Genomic DNA, 24,957 nt, shown 5'->3' on the forward strand with positions numbered 1-24,957 from the left:
ATGAATAAATCCATTTATTTGCTTGTTAACCCTTATAGTTATTGTTATATTCATATATATGAATTTACGAATATAAACATAACACTGAGGGAGCAGAAAGATGGATACAGTAAATATCGACTTTGTCGCTATAGATAAAAACTGGGACAAAAACATCGCCGACTATCATTTTGATATCTATCATTTATCTGGCTGGATAGCTGCCTCAGCTATCGTAGACAAAGGTAAACCGCAGGGTATCATCGCTCACTATAAAAATAAAAAAGTGTTTTTGCCAATTATCATTAGAGACATTAATCGTGAAAATACCAATTGCGAATATACTGATTCTGAGAACAGTAATTGCGAATATACTGATGCTCAATATTGGGATGCCACTTCTACTTATGGCTACGGTGGCCCCTTGATGGACAAGTCCTTAACTGATGCCGAGGTAGACATCATTATGGAAGCAATCAGAGCTGTCCTCTTTGCCAAAGGCTGTGTCTCCTTATTCATGAGACTGCATCCCATCATTAATAAAGAATGGATTCCAACGGTTGGTAAAGCTCTAACTCACGGACTGACATTGATGTCTGACTTGAGCAAGTCGGCCGAGGAGCACTGGGGAGAAACCCAAAATCGACACCGTAGAGGTATCAAAAAAGCGGTAAAAATGAATGTCGTGACCAAAATTGAGCCATTGACCAGAGAAAATGCCATGGTGTTCTCCAGCATTTATAAAGAAACCATGGCACAGGTCAACGCCAGTCAATACTACTTTTTTGACGATGATTATTTTTTTAATTTGCTTGAGAACCTTCAAAATAGAATCGTATTAATCACCGCTTATCAAGAAGACAAAGCAATCGCCTCCTCTATTTATACGACCTGTAAAGAATCAGGTATCATGCAATTCCATCTCGGCGGAACACTCAACGCTTATACTAACTTGCAGCCTTCAAAGTTGATTACTCATGTTGCTCGTGACTGGGGTAGAGAAAATCGTTATGAATTGCTACACCTCGGCGGTGGCGTTGGTGCGGCTCTAGATTCTTTATATGAATATAAAAAAGGCTTTAGCTCGCAAGAGTTGTTGTTTAAAACCTATAGACTAATCGTCAATCCCGTAAAGTATGCAGCGCTGGTTGCTGATAGTTGGTTTTCAGAAAGTGACTTAAGCTCAGATTTCTTCCCTTTATACAGAAAAGAAACAACAGAGGAAGTTGCCTTGGAGATCGTTCAGGCGGAAGTTTTAGCAGATATCTCCTAAACATATAAAAAAGTCATACAGGATTTCTTGTCTTAGGGTCTGTTGAACATTCAAATATTAGGACTGCTGATCGCTAAAATCGCCCCAGACTAGCCGTAAACCGACGATAATGTCGAGACCTTAGCTAGGTTTACAACAACGTTTGGGGTGATTTTAGCATCAGCTCAAGCCGAACACAAAAAAGCAGCCACTATATTGGCTGCTTTTTTTGGCTTAAGGTTAACACTTTATCAATTTATTTAGTTTTAACGATATGCCAAACGCCAAGCTTATTGTCGCCGTCGGTATCACCGACTTTGGTATCGTTGGCATAAAAATACAAAGGCTTGCCGTTGACAGCCCATTGATACTTACCATCTTCTCGTTGGAAAGCGGCAAACTGGCCAGAAGCTTGGGCATTACTCGGTGCCATAAACGCCGGCCAAGCCAGTAGACATGCCGAGCCACACTCTGATTTGTTCATAGAATCTTTATCAAAGGTATATAGGGTCATTTTGTTGGTGGCATCCACTAGCATCCCATTCATGCTGGCAACTGGTGCTTTTTTGCTCATGGTCGCTTGTACATCATGCATGCCTGAATCGTCGTTGCCAAACACATTGTTTAGCGTCGAACAGCCCGTTACGGTCAATACACTAGCTAGGGCAGATAACATTAGAATACGTTTCATAATCACTTCCTTGTATTAAAAAAAACATCTCATTAATTTGGATTTTTACCGAATTGAATTTTTATTGAACATGGTGTTTATTAATTATCAATATTGCAATCTGCTGATTTGTGCGATAGTTCAGTCATACGCTCAGCCAACTGCTTTATTTTCATACACTTTACTCTCACAGCTGATTTCAAGTAATTTCACTATAGCATATGCCCTAAAACGGTCGTTTTTGTCGGCATATAAACTTACAAAAACTTGCGAATATTACAAATTAGTAAACTACAGGGTCAAGTTTATGAGCGAAGGCAGTACTTGTTCGCGGACGTTTAAAGAATTAATGATACTTAAGTAAGGATTGACTGTACTTAAATGATGCTATGCGTTTCATCCCTACCTTTATCTTTTATAGCTAAGACAGTGCATGGCAGGTCGTTGACAAAACTAATGTAACTACTTACGTATTTGCCGTCATATCCCTAATAGGTTTTCGTAAAATAACGTTATCTATAATAAATAGTCGATAACAAGAACCAAGCCATTAAAAGTATGACTATGGCGGTTCCATATGAATGTTGAACTTGGCTACCTTCGCACGCATATAAATAGCTATAGCACGATCCAAGACACTGACATGATCAGAAATTTATATGCCCAGACAATTATATGAATAAGCGGAGCATGTCCCGATGCTGATGCTATTAAGGATATAACCACGACAATGACCAATAATTTAAGTAAAAATCCCTCTAAAGATACTGGTGCTCAAGAGACTGATCTCAAAGATATTAAGTCTCCAGCCACTAAACTTGATACAACAGCGGTGGCAATAAAGAACCACCCATCTACCAAACGTGTCGGCATCTTGGGTGGCGGTACTGCAGGGGCAACGATTGCCATTCGCCTAGCAGCTCTAGGGCTTGAGACCTACGTATTTGAGAAGAAAAAATCACTGATCGATGGTCCACCCATGTGCCATTTGCACGCGGGTGGTAATCTATATCGTGAAATCCCTGACGAGGATTGCGTTGCTCTGCTTAAGCAGTGTATCGATATCTTGCGCCTTTATCCTTATACTATCGACGTACGTCCAACGGTGTTCGCGGTACCGACGCGTGATGAAGGCTTGCCTGAAGATTTGCTACCGCGTCTCGATATCTTGACGGACGCATATCGTGAGCTCATCGCACAAGACAGCAATAACAAAGTACTGGGCGAACCGGAAAACTATTATCAGCTCTATAGTCATGAGCAACTGATTGCGCTGTCTGAACGTGAGCAAGTCGCGATACCGAGCACGGTTGACGAATGGATGATACCGGTTGCTAAGTATTTGGACTTGAATAAAGTAAAGTTTCCGCTCATTGTCGTACAAGAATATGGCTGGAATATTTTTCGTTTAGCCGCTTCCGCACACCTTGCGTTAGAAGGCTATGAGCACGCGCACGTCTTTACCAATACGCAAATCAAGCAAGTCATGCCTGTCGATTGTGAGAACTGTACCAACGCTGATCACCATGTGACAAAATGGCGCGTCGATTATCAGCAAGCTGGTGAGTCTCAACCTGAGTCTATCGAAGTCGATTACCTAGTCAATGCTTGCGGCTTTCGCACCGGTGTCATCGACGATATGGTGGGCGTCAAAGTCGAGCGTATGGTTGAGTTCAAATCTTCTTATATCACGCATTGGGGTGACGCTGGCGGACAGATACCCGAAATCATCGTGTACGGCAGTCGAGGTACGCCAGAAGGTATGGCACAGCTAACACCTTATCCAGGTGGTTACTTCCAAATCCATGGCATGAGTAAAGCCATTACCTTGTTCAATGATGGATTGGTGGCCTCTAATAAAGGCAGCGCGCAGCCTAAGTTGCCGCAGCAATATGTACATTATATCGAAGATGGCTGGGACAAAGCACCACTGCAAGCGCGTAGTCAGCAAGCAATTGAATACGTAGCAGAGTTTGTGCCGACCTTCAATAGCGCGCGCACCATCGGTAATGCCTTATATGGTGGGCAGCAAATTCCTGGTCAGGACGATACACTACGGGTGGCAGATGTGAGCTTATACTCAAATATACGCTACGCCCGCGCAGAGAATGTCAAAGCATCGTCCACCTTGATTGCTGCCGATCAAATCGTCGACGAGCTGACCGATCTTGGTTTAATAGACAACGACACAGCGGCCAATCGTAGCCGCTATGCGCACGACTGGGCCTATCTAGCCAACAACGACAGCTTAACGATTGATAAAGTAGCACGCGGCTTGGCTGAAGACCGTGGCTTCCCAGCGGCGATGGCAGATGTTAATCATAGCATTCGTGAGATTGCGTTAGAGAGTTTGACGCCAGTTCAGCCTTAGATATTTGTATTTGCAGTTGACTAGCTGTTTTAACGAGGTGTTAAATTTGGCAAAAACAACGTTAAAAATTATTAAGAAAAAGGGAGGGCGTTGCTAATTACTAGCAACGCCCTTCTTTTTTCTTATATACAATGACACAATTTAACGTTTCATATTCTAACAGAGGTATATTTGATCAACACCTTTATAGGTATTAATTAGCCATGTTAAAGAAATATACAGCGCCGGTCTTTAATTACCTGCCATTTTTTCAGTATCAACTGCATCATCTATCGTTACAACTGTCTGCAGCAACTCAATCGCTTCACCGATGGTATTACAAACCACCAAACGCTCTAGATCTTGCTGCTTCATAAAGCCTTGTTCTGTAGTATATTTTAGGTGCTCAATCATCCGATCATAAAAACCATTGATATTCAGAATAATCATGGGCTTTTCATGTTGATACAACTGACGCCATGTGGCGATTTCCATAATCTCTTCGAGCGTACCAAGGCCACCGGGTAAGGTAATAAACGCATCGGCGTACTCCGCCATGACTGTCTTACGCGTATGCATGGTATCGGTCAGATGCAGACGCGTAAGACCCTCATGAGCGATTTCGTGCTTAAGCATAAAGGTAGGAATCACCCCAACGGCTTGTGCGCCGCCTTTAATCACTTCATCGGCGACCGCGCCCATCAGACCAATGCTGGCACCGCCATAAACCAAGCCCATGCCATTATCGGCTAGAGCACGACCAAGCTCACGCGCTGCCTGCTCATAAACCTCACTATTACCCAACCGTGATCCACAATAAACAGCCACCAATGGCATCGCTAGGGTTGATTTATCCACCGCTTTTTCGATATTCGTAATGTCTTGGCTGGTAATCACTTCATAAGTATCATTATTAATTTTCATTTGCATATAACGCTCCTAAGTTTGCTTGGATTATTGTATTAAATGGTTCGGTAAAAGGTTTTATTGCTTGTTAGAATGACACAATATGACGCTTATCACTAACGTTAACTCGCTGTATTCTGCGGTGCTGTCATCTTTTACTTTTTTCATGCTTTGCTGATAAAAGCTTGTGATGAGGCGTTCTGATAAGGTCTAAGGTGTTGTCAGCAGTCTATTAATTACGCATAATGAACATCAGTCGAATTCATAACTATTGTTTATATTTGGTTTTTTATAAACAGCCAGTAGAAGTATTATAAATCCGGTGACTCATGAGAGAGATAAAACAACGCTCATTATGCTGCTATTTGCTAGCCTTTATCTTAACATAAGCCATGCTATCACACGGTAGCAACGATTTATCACTACGCAATGACTACATTTTTTAGCACTGACTTGCTATAAAACGTTGCAGATCCACATTCATTATTCTTTAATAAAAACGACGAAACTCATCAAGGTATTTTTATGCATAATAACCATGCGCCATCTTCTGTAGCACTACAAGGCGACACGATCGACGCGACTAATGACCATGAAAGCAACGCTGATAATGGCAGCTATTCATTAAGTATTATGACTGAGCGCAATCAGGCGTTGGCCGCAACAATTTATCGCCCTACAGAGACGGTCAAAGCCGCTGTCATGATAGCGCCCGCTACCGGTATCAAGCGTCAGTTTTATCACAACTTTGCGAGCCATTTAGCAGCGCAGGGCTTCGGTGTCCTGACCTTTGACAACGAAGGTATCGGCGAGTCACTAGCAACCGATTTGGCCAAATGTGATGCCTCACTGATAAGTTGGGGTCGTCATGACATGCCAGCCGTCCTCGATGCCTTACAAGATGAATTTCCCGATGCTTCTTACCATCTCGTCGGTCATAGTGCAGGCGGTCAGCTGATTGGTCTGATGCGCAATTATGATGCTATCGCCTCGGTGTTCAATGTCGCTTGCTCGTCAGGTTGTATCAAAAACATGGACATGCCTTATAAACTCAAGGCGATGGGTTTTATGGATGCATTTATTCCTGTTACGAACTTTGCGCTGGGCTATACCCCATCAGATAAAATCGGCATGGGCGAACCGCTACCGCGCGGCGTGGCTCGTCAGTGGCGCGAATGGTGCAATGGCTCAGGTTATATCAAAACCGCCTTTGGCAAAAGCATTCATACCCATTTTTATGATGACATTCGCATGCCGGCGCTGTGGTTAGGCTTTAGCGATGACGAAATTGCCAATAGTAAAAACATCGACGACATGATTCGCGTCTATACAAAGATGCCGGTCGAAAAACGCTTTTTTGAGCCAAAAGACTTTGGTCTGAGCAGCATTGGTCATATGCGCTATTTTAGTAGTCGAACCAATGCCAAGGCACCTGAGTTATGGCAAATGGCAGTAGATTGGTTAAATCAGCAGCAATAGCTCCAGAAATCATAGCTTTGAAAACGACGGCTTCAAGCATGAATAAAAATAGAACGGCTGATAACGCGCTTTACTCTTGTGCATTTCCTACGTCTGCTGCCTTAATACGTTTCGTCAATGCTGAATAAAGCGACGGCTGCATGTTATGGATGTTACCGAGCATCCATTTAACATAGTTGATGGGCACGTCTTTAATCAGCTTACCTTTATGCTTACCAAAGGGCATTTTGCTCACTGGATTGGCCTTGTTAGCGATAGCATGGGCCGCCGCAAAATCAGTCGGCGCAATCTCCAAACGCTCACAGCAAGCTTGATAAAGCAGATAGCACATACGGGCATCACCTAGCGCATCATGAGCGGCAATCGTCATTTTTCTCGCTTCAGACTTGCCCAATAATTGCTCGATACACTTAGATTGACTGTAGCCGCTCCATTCTGGGAAAGCTACGCGCGCCAGCCTCACGGTACAAATTAGCTTGGCAGAGGGACTACCAATCACCCGCCAATCAAAACGTACGTTATGACCAATTAAGTACTTGGGCAATTCAAATTGCGCCAAATCAAAACGCTCAAGCCCAGCCACGTCGTCATCCGTAATACCATGCACCCTGATGACGATTGGGGATATCGAGCGACCACTGTTGAAATATTTCATCCACTCAAATCCGCTAGCCACATTAATCGTCGCCACTTGAATCGGTCGTGGATCACGGCCTTGATCGGTTTCGGTATCGATAACCAGCGCTGTATCAGCCGTGGTAGAAATGTCCGCAGAATTAAAAGCGTCAGTCATAAAAACTTAACCATAGACGTTGGCTAAAAATAGCAGCCAGTTTTTATCATTTAGAAAACATTATAAAAAATTTTATTGGATGAGATTTTATCTATTACCTTATCATTTATGGGGCTAAAAGCTAAAGATAACAACTAGATATAACAATGCTATACAAAGAGATGAGAATTGAGCCTTTATAATATTGACGAGAATTGATGTAAAAAACTAAGAGATATCGATGCAAGCAAATGGAAGCAACCAAAAGCCCAACCCCTCTTTTTTCAGTCGTGTATTAAGCGTACTGATTAAAGCAAGTGTCTTGCTAGCGCTGTTATTTGTATTTGATAAATTACTACCCAGCATGAGCCAACGGACACAGTCGTTTGTCGTGGCGAAATGGCAGCAACTGAGTTTATTGCAACAAGCGTTGCCAGTAGAAAACAGCCTACCAAGTCCACTACCAGAGCATCATCTAACCGATACTTGGGGCGCTGCGCGTAGCCAAGGGCGCTCTCATGAAGGCATTGATATTTTTGCAGCGCGGGGCACACCGATACAATCGACCACGCAAGGCATCGTTAGTAAAGTTGGTGAAAATACATTAGGGGGACGCGTGGTGGTAGTGGTTGGACCGGGCGGCGCAGGACATTATTACGCCCATCTAGAAGATTATGCCGACATCGCGCCCAATGACTGGGTCAATGCTGGTGATATCATCGGCTATGTTGGCGACAGTGGTAATGCCAAAGGCACACCGACCCATGTGCATTATGGTATTTATATCAATGGCAGCGCGGTGAACCCCTACCCACTTTTACAAAAAGATTAGGAGGTATGGGCAGAACGCACATACGCGGCTGGAAATACCGCACTAAAAGTCGAGCCTTTGCCTTCTACCGACTCTATGGTTAACTGCGCCTCATGTTGATATAAAACGTGCTTCACAATTGCCAAACCTAAGCCCGTACCACCGCTAGCACGGCTGCGTCCGCTATCGATGCGATAAAATCGTTCCGTCAGGCGCTCGATATGTTGAGGCGCAATACCGAGACCATCATCTTCGACAGCAAAGCGGCAGCCTTCCGCTGTTCTTGTCCAGCTGATAGCTACATTGCCACCTTTTGGTGTGTATTTGATGGCATTAATAACCAAATTGGATAAGGCACTCGTTAAGTACATCTCTGACCCATATAACCCATCGTAAGTGTCTATCTGCAAATGAATCGTATGATTATATTCTTGGTTATACGCCTGCGCATCATCATAGATATGCGTCAGTAACTTGGTCATATCAATGTCATTAAGCTCGTGCGTATCTTCGATTTCGATACGAGACAACAGCAGTAAGTCATTTACAATCCGATTCATACGGGCAGTCTGCTGAGTCATTAGCTCAAAGCCACGTCGCCACTGCGGTGGCATATCTTCCTGCTCGGAAAAATTTTCTAAATATCCCATCAACACAGTCAATGGCGTGCGCAGCTCATGCGAGACATTGGCGACAAAATCACGACGCATTTCCTCCAAATGCTGCAAGCGGGTCACATCATAAATTATCAGTAATTTTTCATCATCGAAAGGCGTAAGCTCACACTTCAGATAACGTTTAGGGTCTCGCCATGACACCATGTGCACACCATCGCTCGGTGGGGTGATAGCCTGATAGTACTGGCGAAATTCTGGTACGGTGATAAAGTCAAAAATACTCTGACCTTTATCAGTTGCCTGCAATAACAACAAGTCTTCCGCTGCCTGATTCCACCATTCCAAACCATCTTCATCATTGAGCAAAATAACCGCATCTCGTAGCGCTCGTAAGGCGCTGCGGATTTTTTTAAGTTGATCCGTTGTATTGTGCTGGGCAACTTGCGCTTGCTCACCCTGTTGCTCATTTTCTATCGGCATCATAGGCATTATCGGTGTTGTCATCGTCATTTATCATCCCTACCACTAGATACTGTGTTTCTTTACGCTTACCAAGACATTTTCTGCGGCTGATTAAATGGATTCAATCAAGCTAGAAAACCGATACCCAGTACCGCGTACCGTTTGTATCAGCGTAGCACAATCATAAGGCTGCAGTAATTTACGTAAGCGCCGAATATGTACATCAATCGTCCGGTCTTCAATATAGACATTGCCGCCCCAGACCTGATCTAGCAGCTGTGTCCGGGTATAAGCACGCTCTGGATGACTCATAAAAAATGCCAACAATCGATACTCTGTCGGACCGATATCGATGAGCTGACCCGCTGCCGTCACGCGCTGGCTTTTGGGATCTAAGCTAAGCTTGCCGATTTCGATAGACTTATCAGCGCTGAGTGCACTACTACGACGTAGCACCGCCTTGATTCTTGAGATTAGCTCACGTGTTGAAAAAGGCTTGGTCATATAGTCATCAGCCCCAGCATCGAGCCCATGAACCTTACTGTCTTCTTCACTTTTAGCAGTCAGCATAATGACCGGTATCTCGGCGAGCGAATCGTCGTTTTTGAGCATCCGGCAAAAATCAATGCCGCTTTTTTCACCGTTCAGCATCCAATCTAATAGTATCAGCGCCGGACGGTGATCAACCACTTGCTGATGCGCCTCTGCTACGTCCGCAGCGTGCAGGCTATCAAAGCCAGCCATCTCTAAGGTCATCGCAATCATTTCACGAATCGCAGGCTCATCCTCAACGATCAAAATTTGCTCATTATACATACGGCAGCCTTGTTATTAGATTAAGCATATAGTCACTCTACTATAAAAATATTACTGCGTTAACCTCGCTTGACGTATTAGATATACCTCTACACTCGGTTGCCTTGTACTACTTTTAAATTGTATCAACTATATTAGGTTTTAAGATTCAAAAATTTAGCGCACCAAAACTCAAATTAGGAAAATTAACATAAAGAAATTAAGATACAAAAAAGGCAATACACAGTCACCAGTTTCTACTTATTAAACGGGTTAATTATGACAGCTTCATGACAACGGCTTTCTAGACTTCTAATAAAAAGTTTAGTGGCCCATCATTGACGCTTGCCACTTGCATATCAGCACCAAATTGACCAGTGGCAACATTGTGATGCTGAGTTTTAGCATAAGTAATCATTTGCTCAAACAACATTTGAGCAGCATTAGGTGCCATCGCGCCACCAAAATCAGGGCGACGACCCTTGTCTGTTTTTGCCATCAAGGTAAATTGCGACACCAATAATAGCCCGCCACCGACCTGTTGCACATTTTTATCCAGTTTACCGACCTTGGCAGGATCGTCATGATTTTCGAATATGCGATAGGTCAAGATTTTATCGATCATACGCTGGGCAGTTTGCAGGCTATCCTCGTGCCCCAAGCCAATATACGCCAACACCCCATGCTCGATGGCACCGATATTTTGTGCATCGACGCTGACACTGGCACAGTGAACCCGTTGTATAAGCGCTTTCATTTAGAGCCTTTTTTATTTATAAATGTCTGACAGATTATGGTCATACAATACTCTGCTGTCCATGATAAAATACCGCCATTGATTTGCTTATTAATTATTACATCAAACCCTATCTTGGTAGCCCGATTATGAATTTATTTACTACCCTTCAACAATTTGTCCCGCAGCAGCAGCTGAGTAAAGTCGCTGGGCGTCTAGCCGCCAGCCGTCATCCGTATGTCAAACGTGCCTTTATTCGTAGTTTTGCCAAGGCTTACGGCGTCAGCTTAGGTGAGTATGAGCGTCAGAGCTTTAATGCTTATGAGAGTTTTAATGACTTCTTTACCCGTGAGCTCAAAGAAAACGCCCGTATCATCGATAGCAGCGTAAACGGTATTGTCAGTCCTGCCGATGGTATCATCTCGCAGCTAGGACAGATTGAAGACCATAAATTGCTGCAAGCCAAAGGTCGTCATTATGACGTTGGTCAATTACTGGCCAATAGCGAAGAGGGCAGCTATTTTGCTGATGGCAGCTTTGCGACCGTATATCTAGCGCCGAGCAACTATCACCGCGTGCATATGCCATTTGCTGGTACCTTGACCAAAACCCGTTATGTACCGGGTACGCTATTTTCTGTTAATAATACCACGGCAGCAAATGTCCCTGATTTGTTTGCCCGTAACGAGCGTTTGGTGTGTTTATTTGACACAGAATACGGCAAAGCGGCGGTGGTGATGGTTGGAGCAATGATTGTCGCTGGTATCGAAACGGTAGCAACCGGCAAAATCAGCCGCACTGATGATATCCAAGAAGCCGAGCACAATATGAGCTTTGCAAAAGGCGATGAGCTTGGACGCTTTTATTTAGGCTCAACCGCGATTGTAGTACTACCAAAAGGCGCAAAAGCCGATTGGCAAGACAGCATGCAAGCCAATAGCGTGGTACAAATGGGACAGTTATTGGGTGAGGCAAAAACTCAGCAAGCTTAGTTTTTAAGAAAATCATAGTACTAAAAAGCCCAGTTAAACGTAGATGATGACGTTTAACTGGGCTTTTTAATGTCCATTACACCTACTACTTCTATTTTGTATTGCCTATTTTTACTACTTTGGGCTACCCTGTGCAAAGGCCTTTATCAATATCGAAAGTGTTTGTGTATAGGATAAGCATAAAGGATGTTTTCTTCTTGCGTACCACGGCCAATATTATGAATAATCAGCGGCGCACCATCAGCAGCTGCTTTGTCTGAGACGATACCTATATGCGGCAAACCGCCGTTTGGCAAGCGCCACGTTACAATATCTCCGGCTTTAAAGCTGTCTTTATCAGTCGTAGATAACGTTTTTCCATGACGCGCAAAAAACGTTTCAAGATTGGGCACACGTCGATGATCGATATTTTTGTCCGTTGACTTCAAGCCCCAAGTCTTTGGATAGGCGGACCAATTTCCTTTCATATCATGATTGACCAACTGCTGCAAATCCACATTTTGCAAACGATAAGCACGGACAATCACATCGGTACAGACACCGGTCTCTATTGCTACATCGCCACGCGGAAACTCCAATTTACGATAAGTAGGATCATAACTCACCGTAACACCGATCTGTTTTTTGGCATCGTGCGCCAATTTATCACCATCACTGATAGGAGCAAGCGCTTGCGCCATTTGCGCTAGTCCCAGCATGCTGACAAAGGCTAGAGATTTACACAATGTTTTATAGTTTTTAAATAAGCGCATGTAGCCTCTCTGTTATTATTGATACTATTCAATATAAAGGTTTTAGACAGCGTCAACCATGGTGAGTCAGTAAAAAGGTGACGCTGTTAAATGACAATACTATTGAATGACAAAGCTATTAAATGACCACACTATTAAATAAAAAGGCTATTAAATAAAAAGGCTAGCTGTCAAATCTGCTATCAATTTACTTATCAATCAGCCATCCTTGCTTAGTCGCATATTCAATCTGTTTTGCTATCCAATCATGGATACTCGGAAAGCTGTCTTTAATAAAGCCATGCGCGCCAGCAACTTGCGAGCGTGTAACGTTAGCATCAATCCAAGTTTTTCCATTGGTATTTATATTAAGCAAAAATGGTAACAAGCGATCAACTACTCTTAGCAGTTGGGTTTCTTTACTATCACCTGTTTCCTGCTCTTCCCAAATCTCACTTAAATCAGCAATCCCATTTCCACGCTCATTTTGCAATCTAACAATTCCCGCACGTTCTTCAACATGCGCATCAACTCGCGTATCGGCGTATAAAAAAGTATCGCCGGCATCAATCTCGCCTAAATCATGTATTAGTGCCATCTTGAGCAATTTCTCATGATTGACATCCAGCTCAAACAAATCAGCGATTGACCAACACGCCATCGCCAAATGCCAAGAATGCTCGGCAGAGTTTTCTAAACGGGTCGTACCCGTCACATAGCTGCGCCGATTAACACGTTTAAGCGCATCAAGCTCTAATAAAAAATGGGTCACGTCATCAATACCGATGTTGGAGGGAATCTTCGGGTTGGGTACTGGGGTCTGCTTGGTTGATAATATGGCGTTTTCTGACATGGCTTTCTCTCATTTAAACGGTGAATGGTTAACGCTGTATCCGAATCTAATCTTTACGCAAAAGTAATTATTGTAGTCGACATTTTGCGCGTACTGCTAACCATCTAAATTTTTGCAGGGGTAATAATAGCAAGTGTCTTAATTTTTTATTGTTTAAGATTCAACTAATGCTCATAATAAGTCAGCAGGCAGATTGTAAAACAATTTATAAGAACCTGCACCAGACAAGGATATGTCGATGCCACCCACCACTGACGCTGCAACGCGTGCCACTTTACCACTTGCTACGGCACCACCTTTTAAGAAAAAACCGCCTAATAAATGGCTTATTATCGCAGGATTCTCTCTTTTACTTGGGGTCAATCAGTTTTTATGGCTGACCTTTGCGACCATCGTAATTAGCACCGAGGCACATTTCGGCGTTAATGAGTTTTTCGCCAATTTATTAACTTTGATGTTCCCTATCGTTTTTGTGTTGCTTGCCATCCATTCAGGCAAGGTGCTCGATAACATTGGCTATAAAAAAATCGTAAGCATAGCCGCGCTGCTTATGCTGATAGGCTCAATCATACGCTGGTTGGGCGCTGATCATTATTGGCTAGTATTTGCAGGGCAATTGCTTATCGCCATCGCTCAGCCGTATATTACCAATGCCATTAATCAGGTGACCTCGGATTGGTTTGATAAATCGCAAATCGCCACCGTAACGGGCGTGATTATGGGCGGGATGTTTTTGGCGACTGCCCTTGGTGCTTTTGCCCCTGCCCCATTAATCGAGGCGTTTGGCTTCTCTGGCATGCTACTTATCAATGTTATTATTACGGCGGTGGCAGTAGTAGGCTTTTTATTAGTGGTCGTTGAAAAACCCAAACAACAAGATAGCGCTATCTCACTGCACGAAATCGAATCGCTATTAAAAAATAAGCGCCTATGGTTTATCTCATTAGCGGTGTTTATTGCGATGGGTTATTTTAATGGGCTGAGTAACTGGATTGCACCTATTCTTGCGCCCCGCGGCATTGATGAAGCGACGGCGGGCATCATTACTGCCATGCTGATCGTCGGCGGTATTTTAGGCGCGCTACTGATTCCGCTATTATCTGACTATCTACAAAAACGGCGCATTTTTTTAATATTGGCAACGCTAATTGGTGCTAGCGCCACCTATCCCTTGTTATATTTAACGACAGGAACCACAACATTATTGCTGAGCTTTATATTAGGATTTTTCTTGTTGGCAGGTTATCCATTACTGATTGCCGCTGCTGAAGACACCGTACATGCGTCACAAGCCGCCAAAGCAGTTGCCATGCTGATGATGATGGGCAATCTCGGTGGCGTTATGATGGTGTTGCTGATGCAGAGCGTGAAAGGATTGACAGGCAGTTGGATGCCGACTGGCTGGGTACTGATTATTGCCGTCGCTTTAGCCACTTTTTTAGTCTTGAAAATAAAGGACAAACCAGTAATTAAACCTACTGTTAAACCAACTTCAAAAGTTGTTTAAGAGCCTTATTTCAAATCGTTACTTAAAGGCGAAAAAAGTTAGCATTTAAAAAAGATAGCGCCTAAGCCTTAAGCGCTATCTTTTTTATTAATGATTAAACATTGTCTTATAACCAATCAATCCAGCTAATTAAGCTAATTAAGTCACTTAATCAAATTACTAATGGTCTTAAAAGCAGGGTCTTTACTACTGCGGCACAATTCAAAAAGAATGGATTCTACCGTACTAATCACGCCACCAGCGCGGCGGATACGGCGAATCGCTTGCTTCTTATCATAAGGAAAGCGCGAGCCAACCGCATCACCAATAATCACTGGCTGCATACCATTATCGAGCAAATCAAGCGCCGTTTGCATGACGCAGACATGCGCCTCCACCCCAAATAATAGAACAATGCTACGATTTTGTTGGGCTAAATAATGCCATGAATCGTCATTATCACAAGCGCTAAAAGTGATTTTTTCAAAGCTTTTGGCATTGTCGCCTTCTAGCACATCACGTATCTCAGGCAGGGTATCGCCGAGTCCCTTTTTATATTGCTCATTGAGCATAATTGGGATGTTGAGGGCTTGTAGACCTTTGATCAAAGTGACTGTCTTTTTGACGATATTTTCATGGTCATAAATATGCGGCGTTAAGCGTTCTTGAACATCGATTATCATCGCTTGGGTATTTTCGCGAGCGATTCGATAGGTACGATCGGTAATCATAGTAGACATGGCACACTCCTTGTACGACTGATATTAATAGGTAAAGGCGACGCTATATTTGGCCTCTATATCATTATTATTAAACCTAGCTCTTATTTAGTCATAGTTTGCTGAGGGCGTCAATGGAGATAATTTTTATTAATGAGTAATATGATATCTTTCTCTACTTTATTGACTCCATAAAAAAGCCCCTAGTCATTATGACTAAGGGTTTCATTGAAAAATAATAAGCTAACAGCTATAAAAAATTTAAAGCTTACACACGCTCAATAATCGTCGCGATACCTTGACCAAGACCGATACACATCGTCGCTAGACCGATTTCAGTATCTGACTGCTCCATCGCATTTAGCAAAGTAACCGTGATACGAGCGCCTGAACATCCTAGTGGATGGCCTAGGGCAATCGCACCACCGTTGATATTGACGATGTCTTGCTTGTCCGTCAAGTTCAAGGCTTTTAGGACTGACAAGCCTTGCGCGGCAAACGCTTCGTTTAGCTCGATGGTTTGCATGTCATCGATGCTCATGCCAGCACGCTTAAGGGCTTTTTGCGTCGCAGGTACAGGACCATAACCCATGATAGCGGCATCACAACCAGCGACTGCCATGCTACGAATACGTGCACGTGGCTTTAGACCTAATTCTTTGGCTTTTTGCGCGCTCATCATTAGCATCGCTGACGCACCGTCAGACAGGGCAGATGAGGTTGCAGCAGTCACCGTGCCACCTTTAGGATCAAAGGCTGGGCGTAGCTTTTGCATTTGCTCCATCGTCGCGTCTGGACGAATCACTTCATCAACGGTACATAGTTGCAAGCGACCAGCAGCATCATGACCTTCGATACCGATGATTTCATTGTCAAAACGACCTTCAGTCGTTGCAGCCCATGCGCGGCGATGTGACTCAAGACCGAAAGCATCTTGCTCTTCACGAGTGATATTGTTCATACGACCAAGCATTTCAGCAGTCAAGCCCATCATGTTTGAAGCTTTTGCATAGTGCTTTGACGCTTCAGGGTTGAGATCAACGCCATGCATCATGCCGACGTGACCCATATGCTCAACACCACCGATGATGAAAACGTCACCTTGGTTGGTCATGATTTGAGCAGCAGCAGTGTGAAGCGCCTGCATAGATGAACCACATAGACGGTTAACCGTTTGACCACCAGCAGTCTTTGGAATACCAGCTAGCAGACCAATGTTACGACCGATGTTCAAACCTTGCTCTAGCGTCTGATTGACACAGCCCCAGATGATGTCTTCGACGTCACGTGGGTCAAAGTCGTTACGCTCAACCAAGGCACGGACCAATTCAGCAGACATGCTATCGGCGCGAACATGGCGGAACATGCCGTTTTTAGTTTTACCCATTGCTGAGCGTACGCCATCTACGATGACCACGTCTTTTGGACTTAAAGTTGTCATACTATTTTCCTTTTCAATTTTTATTGTCAGTGGCAGTACCGCAATGCTCGCCTATCTAATTTAGAATGTTAAGGTTACTAATAATAAATTAATTACCAATAATCTTATCGAGCATGATGTACTGCACTTTATCCTAGTAATGACTGCCCATTACGCCGTGGCGTAAAAGGTCTCGCCTGCTGCTGCCATATCGCGAATCTTTTGCGGGGCTTCATAGGCTTTGCCAAGGTATGCGTATTTTTCACACAGTGCCAAGTAGTTATCTAGACCCATTTGGTCGATATAACGGCAAGGACCACCGCGGAATGGCGGGAAACCAACGCCCATAATCATCGCCATATCAGCTTCTGATGGCGTGCTGACGATATTGTCTTCTAGGCAGCGTACAGTTTCATTGCAGAAAGCCAGCATAGTGCGGTCAATAATTGCTTGATCTTCAAAGGTCTGCTTGTCGCTATCTGTCGTGGCTTTTAATAGCTCATAAGTCGCTTCATCAGCAACTTTCTTTGGTTTGCCGCGTTTGTCCATCTCATATTTATAGAAACCAACACCGTTTTTCTGACCTAAGCGTTTGTTTTCATATAAAAGCTCAATCGCGCCTTTATAATCAGGCTTCATGCGGTCAGGGAAACCTTCTGCCATGACTTCTGCGCCGTGTACGCCAGTATCTAAACCAACGACGTCGATTAGGTAAGCAGGACCCATCGGCCAGCCGAATTTTTCCATGACTTTATCGACATGAGCAAAGTCCGCACCTTGCTTAAGGAGCAAGTCAAAGGCACCAAAGTATGGGAATAACACACGGTTTACCAAGAAACCTGGGCAGTCGTTCACAACTACAGGCACTTTACCCATTTTAGTAGCCAAGGCGACCGTAGTAGAAATGGCTTCTTCAGAGGACTTTTCACCACGAATGACTTCAACCAATGGCATACGGCTTACCGGGTTAAAGAAATGCATACCGACGAAATTTTCTGGACGCTCAAGTGCTTCAGCCAAGAAAGTAATAGAGATAGTTGACGTATTTGACGCTAGGATACAATCGTCTTTTACCAAGCCTTCTACTTCTTTTAGTACTGCACGCTTAACGTTTGGATTTTCTACCACCGCTTCGATAACGATATCAGTTTCAGCAAAGTCACCATAGTTCAAAGTCGGACGGATACGGCTTAACGTTTCACCCATTTTAGCTGGGGTCATTTTCTTACGTTCGACCATTTTGCCAAGTAGCTTGCTGGCTTCGCCCATACCAAGGTCTAATTGCTCAGACTTGATGTCTTTCATGATGATTGGCAAGCCTTTACTGGCTGCTTGATAAGCGATACCGCCGCCCATGATACCCGCGCCAAGTACGGCCGCTTCATTGATTTCATGTGCTTGCTTGCTGTGCTGCTTAGCAAGTTTCTTAACCAACTGATCGTTTAAGAATAGACCAACCAAGCTTTCTGCTTGTGGGGTTTTCGCCGCTTTTGCAAAGTAAGTCGCTTCGACTTCGATTGCTTTGTCACGAGGCAGATTGACATGCTTTTCGATTGCTTCAATAGCAAGCGCAGGCGCAGGATACTGCTTAGGATTGGCTTTGGCAAAGATCATACCTTTAGCACTGTTAAATGCCATTGCTTGCTCAAGCTGATTTAGCTTAACAGGCGCAAGCTTCTCTTCACGCTTCGCTTGCCAATCAAGCTCACCTGAGATACATTTTTTGACTAGGTCAATCGCAGCATCTTGCAAGTCATCTGCAGCAACGGTTGCATCAACGAGACCAAGTTTTAGTGCGTCCAGTGGTTTTTTCGGTGTACCAGTCGCGATTAATTCAAGCGCATTATCGATACCAATCACACGCGTACTACGAACCGTACCACCAAAACCTGGGAAGATACCCAGTTGGGTTTCTGGTAGACCAATGATAGCTTTGTCGCTCATGACACGGTATTCACAAACCAAGGTCATCTCACAACCACCGCCAAGCGCTGCGCCATTGATGGCCGCTACTTTTGGAAACGGCAAATCTTCAAAACGATTAAAGTCATGATTGATACTAATGACCCAGTCTTTGATCTCGCTTTCTGGATTTTTAAAAGAGCCGACAAATTCTGTGATATCAGCACCAGCGATAAACACGCCTTTGCTTGAAGTTACGATCAAACCTTTGACGTTATCGGCTTTTTCTAATGCAGTAACCGCTTCACCAAATTGCTTATTGGTCTCAGCATCGAACTTATTCACGCTCTCATTTTCGGCGTTGTACTGCATGTTGGCGATGCCATCTTCTAGCATTGTCACCGTGATGCGATTTCCTTGGTATACCATGTGGAACTCCTTGCTATGTAATAAAGGCTATGTAGTAAAAGCTAAGTGATAAAAATTACATCATAAAAGCGATGTTTTAGAATATAAAAAATAGCCGGTTATTGTTAGTAAAACGGGTAATAGCACCGCCAATTTGCTGTATCATAACCATAAATACATGACAGATTAAGCAGTGAAGATATCTTTATTATCCAGCGCTCATTGCTATACATCGATGCTAACTTTATTGCACCGATGCATAAGGCGCTTCATTTATATGCTATTGCTACAGGTACTGATGTTATAGATGCTGACTGGGATTTGAGCCAATACTGAGCTTTATCAATCAGATGGGGTGGTTAAAAGCACAATAGCGTCGTCAACATTGTCATCAGACCATTTTTACGTCAATTAGTGTAGGGGATTATGCCCCTAACTGTCACAAGCTAATACCATACTCGCAAGTCACTCTTAAGTCGATACTAGCCCTTTACCTAGCGGCGAACGTGCTTTAGTGAGTATCTGTATACTGAACTATTAACGCGCTAAACACGATGAACAACTGGCATAAAATGCCCGACACGCTCCCTTATCAAAACATATTCAACCGCTAAGTTAAATCAGTAATAGGTAACGATGCCTTGTTGCCATATTGCACTCAAACCCTGATACCTTAGCATCATACGACTGCTTTAAATTGCAAAAAAACCCTCTATTGATACCATGTGTCGCATAAGCAATCCTACCTATCATGCTACACTAATACCGTTTTTATTATTCACTTGATAGATGGTTGGGTTATGACTGTTTCCTCTACGCCAAGCTTTATGTCTTTTACTAGCTTTAATAACAACACTGAGCAATTTCACAGCACCGTGCGCGCGCAATTGTCACAAGATATCGACGTGCTGTTTGCTTATGCCGAGCTGCCAAACCCACTGCTTGATGCCTGCCGCTACGTGATGACTGGTCAAGGTAAATTGGTACGCCCATTATTGGTTGCCAGTGCCTTTGACAGCATAAATCGTAGCAATGCTAATGATGCCTTTAATAATAATGACAATGTTAATGGAAGCGCTAATAATAATGTTAGTAATGACGATGAAAGTGTGGATAAAAGCATTGATAACAAAGCCCTTCAAAATAGCGATTTAGAATCACTACTAGAAAACGATTCCGACTATGATATGGCGCGCCGTGCAGCGTTGGCAGTAGAGCTGTTGCATACCTATTCATTGGTGCATGATGATTTGCCGTGTATGGACGATGACGACTTGCGCCGTGGTCAGCCGACCGCGCATATTGTCTTTGCAGAATCAACCGCCCTACTCGCTGGTGACGTGCTACAGACGCTAGCCTTTGAGGTATTGACCGCAGAGCTGCCCACTTTTGCACCCTTTGACTCCGCTATCGCCAGCCAATTAATCGCGATATTTGCGCCGCGTGCCAGACGCATGGTTTCAGGGCAAATGCTCGATCTGAATGCTGAAGCCAGCATTGATATCACGCAAAGCGAGTTAGAAGCCATCCACCGTGATAAAACGGGCGCATTGATTGAAGCGGCTATGCTGATGGGTGGTATCTGTGCTGGCGCGACCGCTCCACAGCGTATGGCCTTGCAGGATTGCGCACAGCATATTGGTCTGGCTTTTCAGGTTCAGGACGATATTTTAGACGTCACCACTAGCACCGATACGCTCGGCAAACCTGCTGGCAGCGATGAAAAACTAGACAAGTCTACTTACGTGAAGCTGATGGGCGTTGATGATGCAACTAGCTATGCACAATCGCTATTTGATGATGGACGCGCAGCCATTTCTCGTGAACTTAACGGTAATGAAGAGAATGATGCGCTGATGGCACTCATTGAATGGTTATGGGCAAGAAAGAAATAACGAGAAAACAAATAAGTGCGTAAAAATCTAGCTAAACATTTTAATTAGCAAAAATAGCAAAGGGTGGTCAACATGGATAGTACCCCTACTCAGCGTATCTACCTTGGCACTGGTGGCTATAGCGACACCGATCTTCTTGGTACGCTGTACCCAACCGGCACCAAAAAAACGGACTTCTTACGCGAATACGCCAAGCAATACGGCGCGGTCGAGATTAATAGCACTTTCTACGCGCCTATCGGTCAAAAAGCCTTTGCCGGTATGGTCAATAAAGCCTATGTGCAAGTAGACAGTGAATTGAAGTTCGCGGTCAAACTTCATCAAGACTTTACTCATGCACGTAAAGGCACTGCCGAACACGCGCAAGCTTTCTTGACTGCGCTAACGCCTCTTATAGAAGCTAATTGTCTCGCGCCATTACTACTGCAATTCCCACACGGCTTTGATCGTACTCGTGAGCATCGTCTTTATCTGGCCAATCTCGTTAGCTGGTTTCAGGACTACCCACTCGCCATCGAGTTTCGTCACAATGGCTGGCACACGCCACAAGTGGTTGATAGTTTTATACAACAAGGGCTGATTTGGTGTAGCGTCGATTATCCCAAAGTCACTGGATTGCCGCCGTCAAGATTGATATTTACCGAACGTACGGGCTATCTGCGTATGCATGGTAATAATTTAAACTGGTGGGATGCGATGAGCGCGGCTGACCGTCATGATTATCGCTACAGCGAGGCGGAGATGCAGGACTGGGCGCAAGCGATTGCCAATCAGCGTCAGCACTTTGATACACTCTATATCTTCTTTCAAAATACTGTGAATGCGCATGCTTATTATAATATTGCAATGCTGCGAGAAGCGTTGGGTAAGTTTGGGTTTGAGGTGTTGTAGGATTAAGTTTAAATAATAATCTTAACTATATTTGTAGGCTGGTTTTTTTAACCCAGCTTTAAAACTTTATAAAGACACAGTGCTGGGTTAAAAAAACCAGCCTACGTCTACTACGCTATCTACAGCCTGAATTTACGTTTCCTGAGGAGGAATATAATATGATGGATCCCGAAATAATAAAAATAAATATCGAGCAAGAGATAGATGGATTCGAACGGACAACTCTTACTCGACTATTAAGTAGTTTTGAAAGTATTGAATTAGAAGCTATAGAAAAAAGAAAGCTATTTCTTGAAAAGAAATCAAAGAGTCTTGATCCTGACATAGATGATGTAGGAATGATAGAAGAAGATGCTTATTTTGAGGAAGTTAATCACTTTTTGATTGAACAAGAGTTAAAGCAAGAGTTTTTAAATTCTACAGCAGTCTGGTTATTTCATCTTTTTGAGCGACAAAAAATAAGAGCATTTGGTTCAGCCGATACTGATATATTGAAGCCTCTATTAGCTCAAGATAATTATGATCTTGATTCCTGTTCTGATTGGAAAGCACTGAATAAAGAGTTAAGGTATGTTGCTAATGTGATAAAGCACGGATTTGAGGGTGACTCTGGACGCAATTTAAATAAATATTTTCCAAACCTTATAGTTAACGAAAGTGTCGTTTTGACCAAAACTGATATTCAGCGTTACATCAAAGCTTTGAGAAATTTCTGGACAAAAGCATTAGAAGACTAATCAGAAACATATTAAACCAAAAAAAAGGACGCCTCTCAGCGTCCTTTTTTATTAATCAAATACTTGGATTAAAGATTACTCTTCAACACCAGCATCTTGACCTTTGTATTTTGCGTTCGCGTAGTCCCAGTTCACTAGCTTGTCTAGGAACGTGTCAACATAGTCAGGACGACGGTTACGATAATCGATATAGTATGCATGTTCCCACACGTCACAAGTCAATACCGCTACTTGGTCATGTGCAAGTGGTGTATCAGCATTTGCTGTTTTAGCAATTGACAGTTTGCCACCGACTTTATCAGCGACTAGCCACGCCCAACCTGAACCGAACTGAGTGAGTGCAGCGTTTTTAAACTCTTCACGGAACTTATCATAGCTACCGAAATCTTCTTCAATTTTAGCTTTCAAGTCGCCAGTAGGTTCGCCGCCGCCATTGGTTGGCGTCATGCAATTCCAATAGAACGTGTGGTTCCATACTTGGGCTGCTTGGTTGAACATACCTTGCTTGCTGTCATCTTTAGCTGTTGCTACGATGATTTCTGGCAATGTTTTGTCTTCTAGACCAGAACCCGGTAGCAACTCGTTAAGCTTAGTCACATATGCATTATGATGCTTATCATGATGGAACTCTAAAGTTTCAGCACTGATGTGCGGCTCTAAAGCATCTTTTGCATATGGTAGGTCTGGTAAAGTAATGTTTGACATAGTTATTTTATCCTTGCTGGTTTAGCCATTAGTATTAGGTATAGCTTCAAATGAACGCTATAAATTATTGGACTAAATTGGCTTAGTTTATTGTTAGTGAGATTTATTACTCAATATGCTGTAAACCTAAAAAATTCTAAATTTAAAAGCTATCTCAAGCAAGTGATACTTAATCGTTATTACACCATTAAACACCAAGTTATTGACTTAAAAGCCATTATTGGGGTTTGATAGTATTATTAACTTTAAGTTTACAAGCTATAAGATATAATTCACTGTAGCTTGTTTTGTATTATAGCAATAGTAATGACAAATATCAGTTACCAAATGTTATGAATCATTGATTCCTTATGCTAATTGGTAATTTAGCCGGTGCTAGCTTAGAATATGCCAGTGCAAACCATACAAACAACGCTCACGCATTGTTTACTATTATCGCTAGCGTATAAAACGTCAAAATAACAGTTTACTTGACAAACAACCCTATGATGGACGAATACCATGAGTTATAGCAACGCCACAGACACTCATCAACAGCCGACAGCCTCAATTGATTCAACACAAACAACGCCAGATAGCCAATGGGTACTTGCCAGTAATAATAAGGGCAAACTGGCGGAGTTTAAAAGACTGTTTGCCGAAGCTGACTTGGATGTGACGATTATCCCGCAAGGTCATCTCGATATCGACGATGCGATTGAGGATGGCTTAAGCTTCGTTGAGAACGCCATTATCAAAGCGCGACATGCCAGCCGAGCCAGCGGATTACCTGCTATCGCTGACGACTCGGGACTCTGTGTGCCAGTATTGGGCAACGCACCCGGCATCTATTCGGCACGTTATGCGGGCGAGCACGGCAATGACAGTAAAAATAATGCTAAGCTCATCGCTGACTTGCAGCCTATTCGCGCAGCGAAGCCAGATGCTTCTATTAAAGGCATGTTTGTTTGTGTATTGGCAATGGTGCGTCATGCTGATGACCCATTACCGATTATCGCCCAAGGTTTATGGCACGGTGAGATTTTGGCGGCGCCACATGGCGATGGCGGCTTTGGCTATGATCCACTATTTTGGTTGCCAGAGTTGCAAGCCAGTGCGGCGAGCCTAAGCGCTGAGGATAAAAACCGCATTAGCCATCGCGGTCAGGCGATTCAGCAACTATTGGCACAACTGCCTTTATAAGCACCATTGATAAGCGCTAGCGCTAAAGACGGTTATAGCTTATTTTGCATTTGATAGTCATGCTAACGTTACTATCAAGCAGTCAAATGAAATGCTCAAAGCACTCTCTAAGCGCGATTGGTACTATAGTGGACGCAAAGTAAACGGATGATAAACAGATAACTTTTACTTTAATAAGCAGATAGATTATACTGTTCTACTTTTAAA

At 43.4% G+C, this 24,957-nt stretch carries 22 protein-coding genes; 10 read left to right on the forward strand and 12 right to left on the reverse strand.

What is annotated here, in order from left to right:
* Positions 1-100: 100 nt before the first annotated feature.
* Complete coding sequence (locus W293_RS0111095; protein WP_025652507.1) at positions 101-1,252, forward strand: GNAT family N-acetyltransferase; 1,152 nt, start codon at positions 101-103, stop codon at positions 1,250-1,252.
* Between the two features lie 235 nt (positions 1,253-1,487).
* Here W293_RS0111095 and W293_RS0111100 read toward each other — a convergent pair whose 3' ends face one another.
* Positions 1,488-1,922, reverse strand: a complete 435-nt coding sequence (locus W293_RS0111100) for a hypothetical protein (protein WP_025652508.1) — start codon at positions 1,920-1,922, stop codon at positions 1,488-1,490.
* 709 nt (positions 1,923-2,631) lie between these two features.
* On the opposite strand from W293_RS0111100, the gene W293_RS0111105 reads away from it, so the two are divergent.
* Positions 2,632-4,272, forward strand: a complete 1,641-nt coding sequence (locus tag W293_RS0111105; RefSeq protein WP_025652509.1) for an FAD-dependent oxidoreductase — start codon at positions 2,632-2,634, stop codon at positions 4,270-4,272.
* Between the two features lie 231 nt (positions 4,273-4,503).
* Here the strand turns inward: W293_RS0111105 and W293_RS0111110 are convergent, their stop codons facing one another.
* Positions 4,504-5,181, reverse strand: a complete 678-nt coding sequence (locus W293_RS0111110; RefSeq protein WP_025652510.1) for a TIGR00730 family Rossman fold protein — start codon at positions 5,179-5,181, stop codon at positions 4,504-4,506.
* A 501-nt stretch (positions 5,182-5,682) separates the two neighbouring features.
* Between W293_RS0111110 and W293_RS0111115 the strand changes: the two genes are divergently transcribed.
* Entirely contained in the window at positions 5,683-6,636 is a 954-nt protein-coding gene (locus W293_RS0111115; RefSeq protein ID WP_025652512.1) for an alpha/beta fold hydrolase, read from the forward strand.
* Between the two features lie 70 nt (positions 6,637-6,706).
* Here the strand turns inward: W293_RS0111115 and W293_RS0111120 are convergent, their stop codons facing one another.
* Positions 6,707-7,429: a putative quorum-sensing-regulated virulence factor gene (locus W293_RS0111120; RefSeq protein WP_025652513.1), complete on the reverse strand. Its 723-nt coding sequence runs from the start codon at positions 7,427-7,429 to the stop codon at positions 6,707-6,709.
* 220 nt (positions 7,430-7,649) lie between these two features.
* Here W293_RS0111120 and W293_RS0111125 point away from each other — a divergent pair, with 220 nt between their 5' ends.
* Positions 7,650-8,240 (forward strand): M23 family metallopeptidase, encoded by a 591-nt coding sequence (locus W293_RS0111125; RefSeq protein WP_025652514.1) that lies wholly within the window; start codon positions 7,650-7,652, stop codon positions 8,238-8,240.
* Here W293_RS0111125 and phoR read toward each other — a convergent pair.
* From phoR to dtd, 3 genes are all read right to left on the reverse strand, one after another.
* Complete coding sequence (phoR, locus tag W293_RS0111130) at positions 8,237-9,346, reverse strand: phosphate regulon sensor histidine kinase PhoR (protein WP_025652515.1); 1,110 nt, start codon at positions 9,344-9,346, stop codon at positions 8,237-8,239. The genes W293_RS0111125 and phoR overlap by 4 nt on opposite strands.
* 63 nt (positions 9,347-9,409) lie before the next feature.
* Positions 9,410-10,114, reverse strand: a complete 705-nt coding sequence (gene phoB, locus W293_RS0111135; RefSeq protein WP_025652516.1) for a phosphate regulon transcriptional regulator PhoB — start codon at positions 10,112-10,114, stop codon at positions 9,410-9,412.
* 283 nt (positions 10,115-10,397) lie between these two features.
* Complete coding sequence (gene dtd / locus W293_RS0111140; protein WP_025652517.1) at positions 10,398-10,850, reverse strand: D-aminoacyl-tRNA deacylase; 453 nt, start codon at positions 10,848-10,850, stop codon at positions 10,398-10,400.
* A 128-nt stretch (positions 10,851-10,978) separates the two neighbouring features.
* Between dtd and asd the strand changes: the two genes are divergently transcribed.
* Positions 10,979-11,821 carry an archaetidylserine decarboxylase gene (asd, locus tag W293_RS0111145; RefSeq protein ID WP_025652518.1) on the forward strand — a complete coding sequence of 281 codons (843 nt, stop codon included), beginning with the start codon at positions 10,979-10,981 and terminating at the stop codon, positions 11,819-11,821.
* Positions 11,822-11,967: 146 nt separating this feature from the next.
* Here the strand turns inward: asd and W293_RS0111150 are convergent, their stop codons facing one another.
* Positions 11,968-12,573, reverse strand: coding sequence for a DUF1287 domain-containing protein (locus tag W293_RS0111150; protein ID WP_025652520.1), 606 nt, complete (start codon positions 12,571-12,573; stop codon positions 11,968-11,970).
* Positions 12,574-12,760: 187 nt separating this feature from the next.
* Positions 12,761-13,405 (reverse strand): HD domain-containing protein, encoded by a 645-nt coding sequence (locus W293_RS0111155; protein WP_051395104.1) that lies wholly within the window; start codon positions 13,403-13,405, stop codon positions 12,761-12,763.
* Positions 13,406-13,643: 238 nt separating this feature from the next.
* On the opposite strand from W293_RS0111155, the gene W293_RS0111160 reads away from it, so the two are divergent.
* A complete protein-coding gene (locus W293_RS0111160) occupies positions 13,644-14,912 on the forward strand; it encodes an MFS transporter (protein ID WP_025652522.1) in 1,269 nt (422 codons plus the stop codon).
* A gap of 143 nt (positions 14,913-15,055) precedes the next feature.
* On the opposite strand, the gene W293_RS0111165 is transcribed toward W293_RS0111160, so the two are convergent.
* The 3 genes from W293_RS0111165 to fadB form a co-directional block, all read right to left on the reverse strand.
* Positions 15,056-15,631, reverse strand: a complete 576-nt coding sequence (locus W293_RS0111165; protein ID WP_025652523.1) for an isochorismatase family protein — start codon at positions 15,629-15,631, stop codon at positions 15,056-15,058.
* Between the two features lie 247 nt (positions 15,632-15,878).
* The gene (gene fadA / locus W293_RS0111170) at positions 15,879-17,051 is read right to left on the reverse strand and encodes an acetyl-CoA C-acyltransferase FadA (RefSeq protein WP_025652524.1); all 1,173 of its coding nucleotides are present in this window, start codon (positions 17,049-17,051) and stop codon (positions 15,879-15,881) included.
* Between the two features lie 150 nt (positions 17,052-17,201).
* The gene (gene fadB / locus W293_RS0111175; RefSeq protein ID WP_025652525.1) at positions 17,202-19,361 is read right to left on the reverse strand and encodes a fatty acid oxidation complex subunit alpha FadB; all 2,160 of its coding nucleotides are present in this window, start codon (positions 19,359-19,361) and stop codon (positions 17,202-17,204) included.
* A 779-nt stretch (positions 19,362-20,140) separates the two neighbouring features.
* Here fadB and W293_RS0111180 point away from each other — a divergent pair.
* The 3 genes from W293_RS0111180 to W293_RS0111190 all read left to right on the forward strand — a co-directional run bounded on the left by W293_RS0111180 (position 20,141) and on the right by W293_RS0111190 (position 22,863).
* Positions 20,141-21,235: a polyprenyl synthetase family protein gene (locus W293_RS0111180; RefSeq protein ID WP_025652526.1), complete on the forward strand. Its 1,095-nt coding sequence runs from the start codon at positions 20,141-20,143 to the stop codon at positions 21,233-21,235.
* A gap of 72 nt (positions 21,236-21,307) precedes the next feature.
* The gene (locus W293_RS0111185; protein WP_025652527.1) at positions 21,308-22,126 is read left to right on the forward strand and encodes a DUF72 domain-containing protein; all 819 of its coding nucleotides are present in this window, start codon (positions 21,308-21,310) and stop codon (positions 22,124-22,126) included.
* A gap of 158 nt (positions 22,127-22,284) precedes the next feature.
* On the forward strand, positions 22,285-22,863 hold the full coding sequence (locus W293_RS0111190; protein WP_025652528.1) for a hypothetical protein: 579 nt from the start codon (positions 22,285-22,287) through the stop codon (positions 22,861-22,863).
* 75 nt (positions 22,864-22,938) lie between these two features.
* On the opposite strand, the gene W293_RS0111195 is transcribed toward W293_RS0111190, so the two are convergent.
* Entirely contained in the window at positions 22,939-23,568 is a 630-nt protein-coding gene (locus W293_RS0111195; RefSeq protein ID WP_025652529.1) for a superoxide dismutase, read from the reverse strand.
* 501 nt (positions 23,569-24,069) lie between these two features.
* On the opposite strand from W293_RS0111195, the gene rdgB reads away from it, so the two are divergent.
* Positions 24,070-24,750: an RdgB/HAM1 family non-canonical purine NTP pyrophosphatase gene (gene rdgB / locus W293_RS0111200; RefSeq protein WP_025652530.1), complete on the forward strand. Its 681-nt coding sequence runs from the start codon at positions 24,070-24,072 to the stop codon at positions 24,748-24,750.
* Positions 24,751-24,957 lie beyond the last annotated feature (207 nt).

The organism is Psychrobacter sp. TB67 (assembly GCF_000511065.1).
Lineage (GTDB): Bacteria > Pseudomonadota > Gammaproteobacteria > Pseudomonadales > Moraxellaceae > Psychrobacter > Psychrobacter okhotskensis.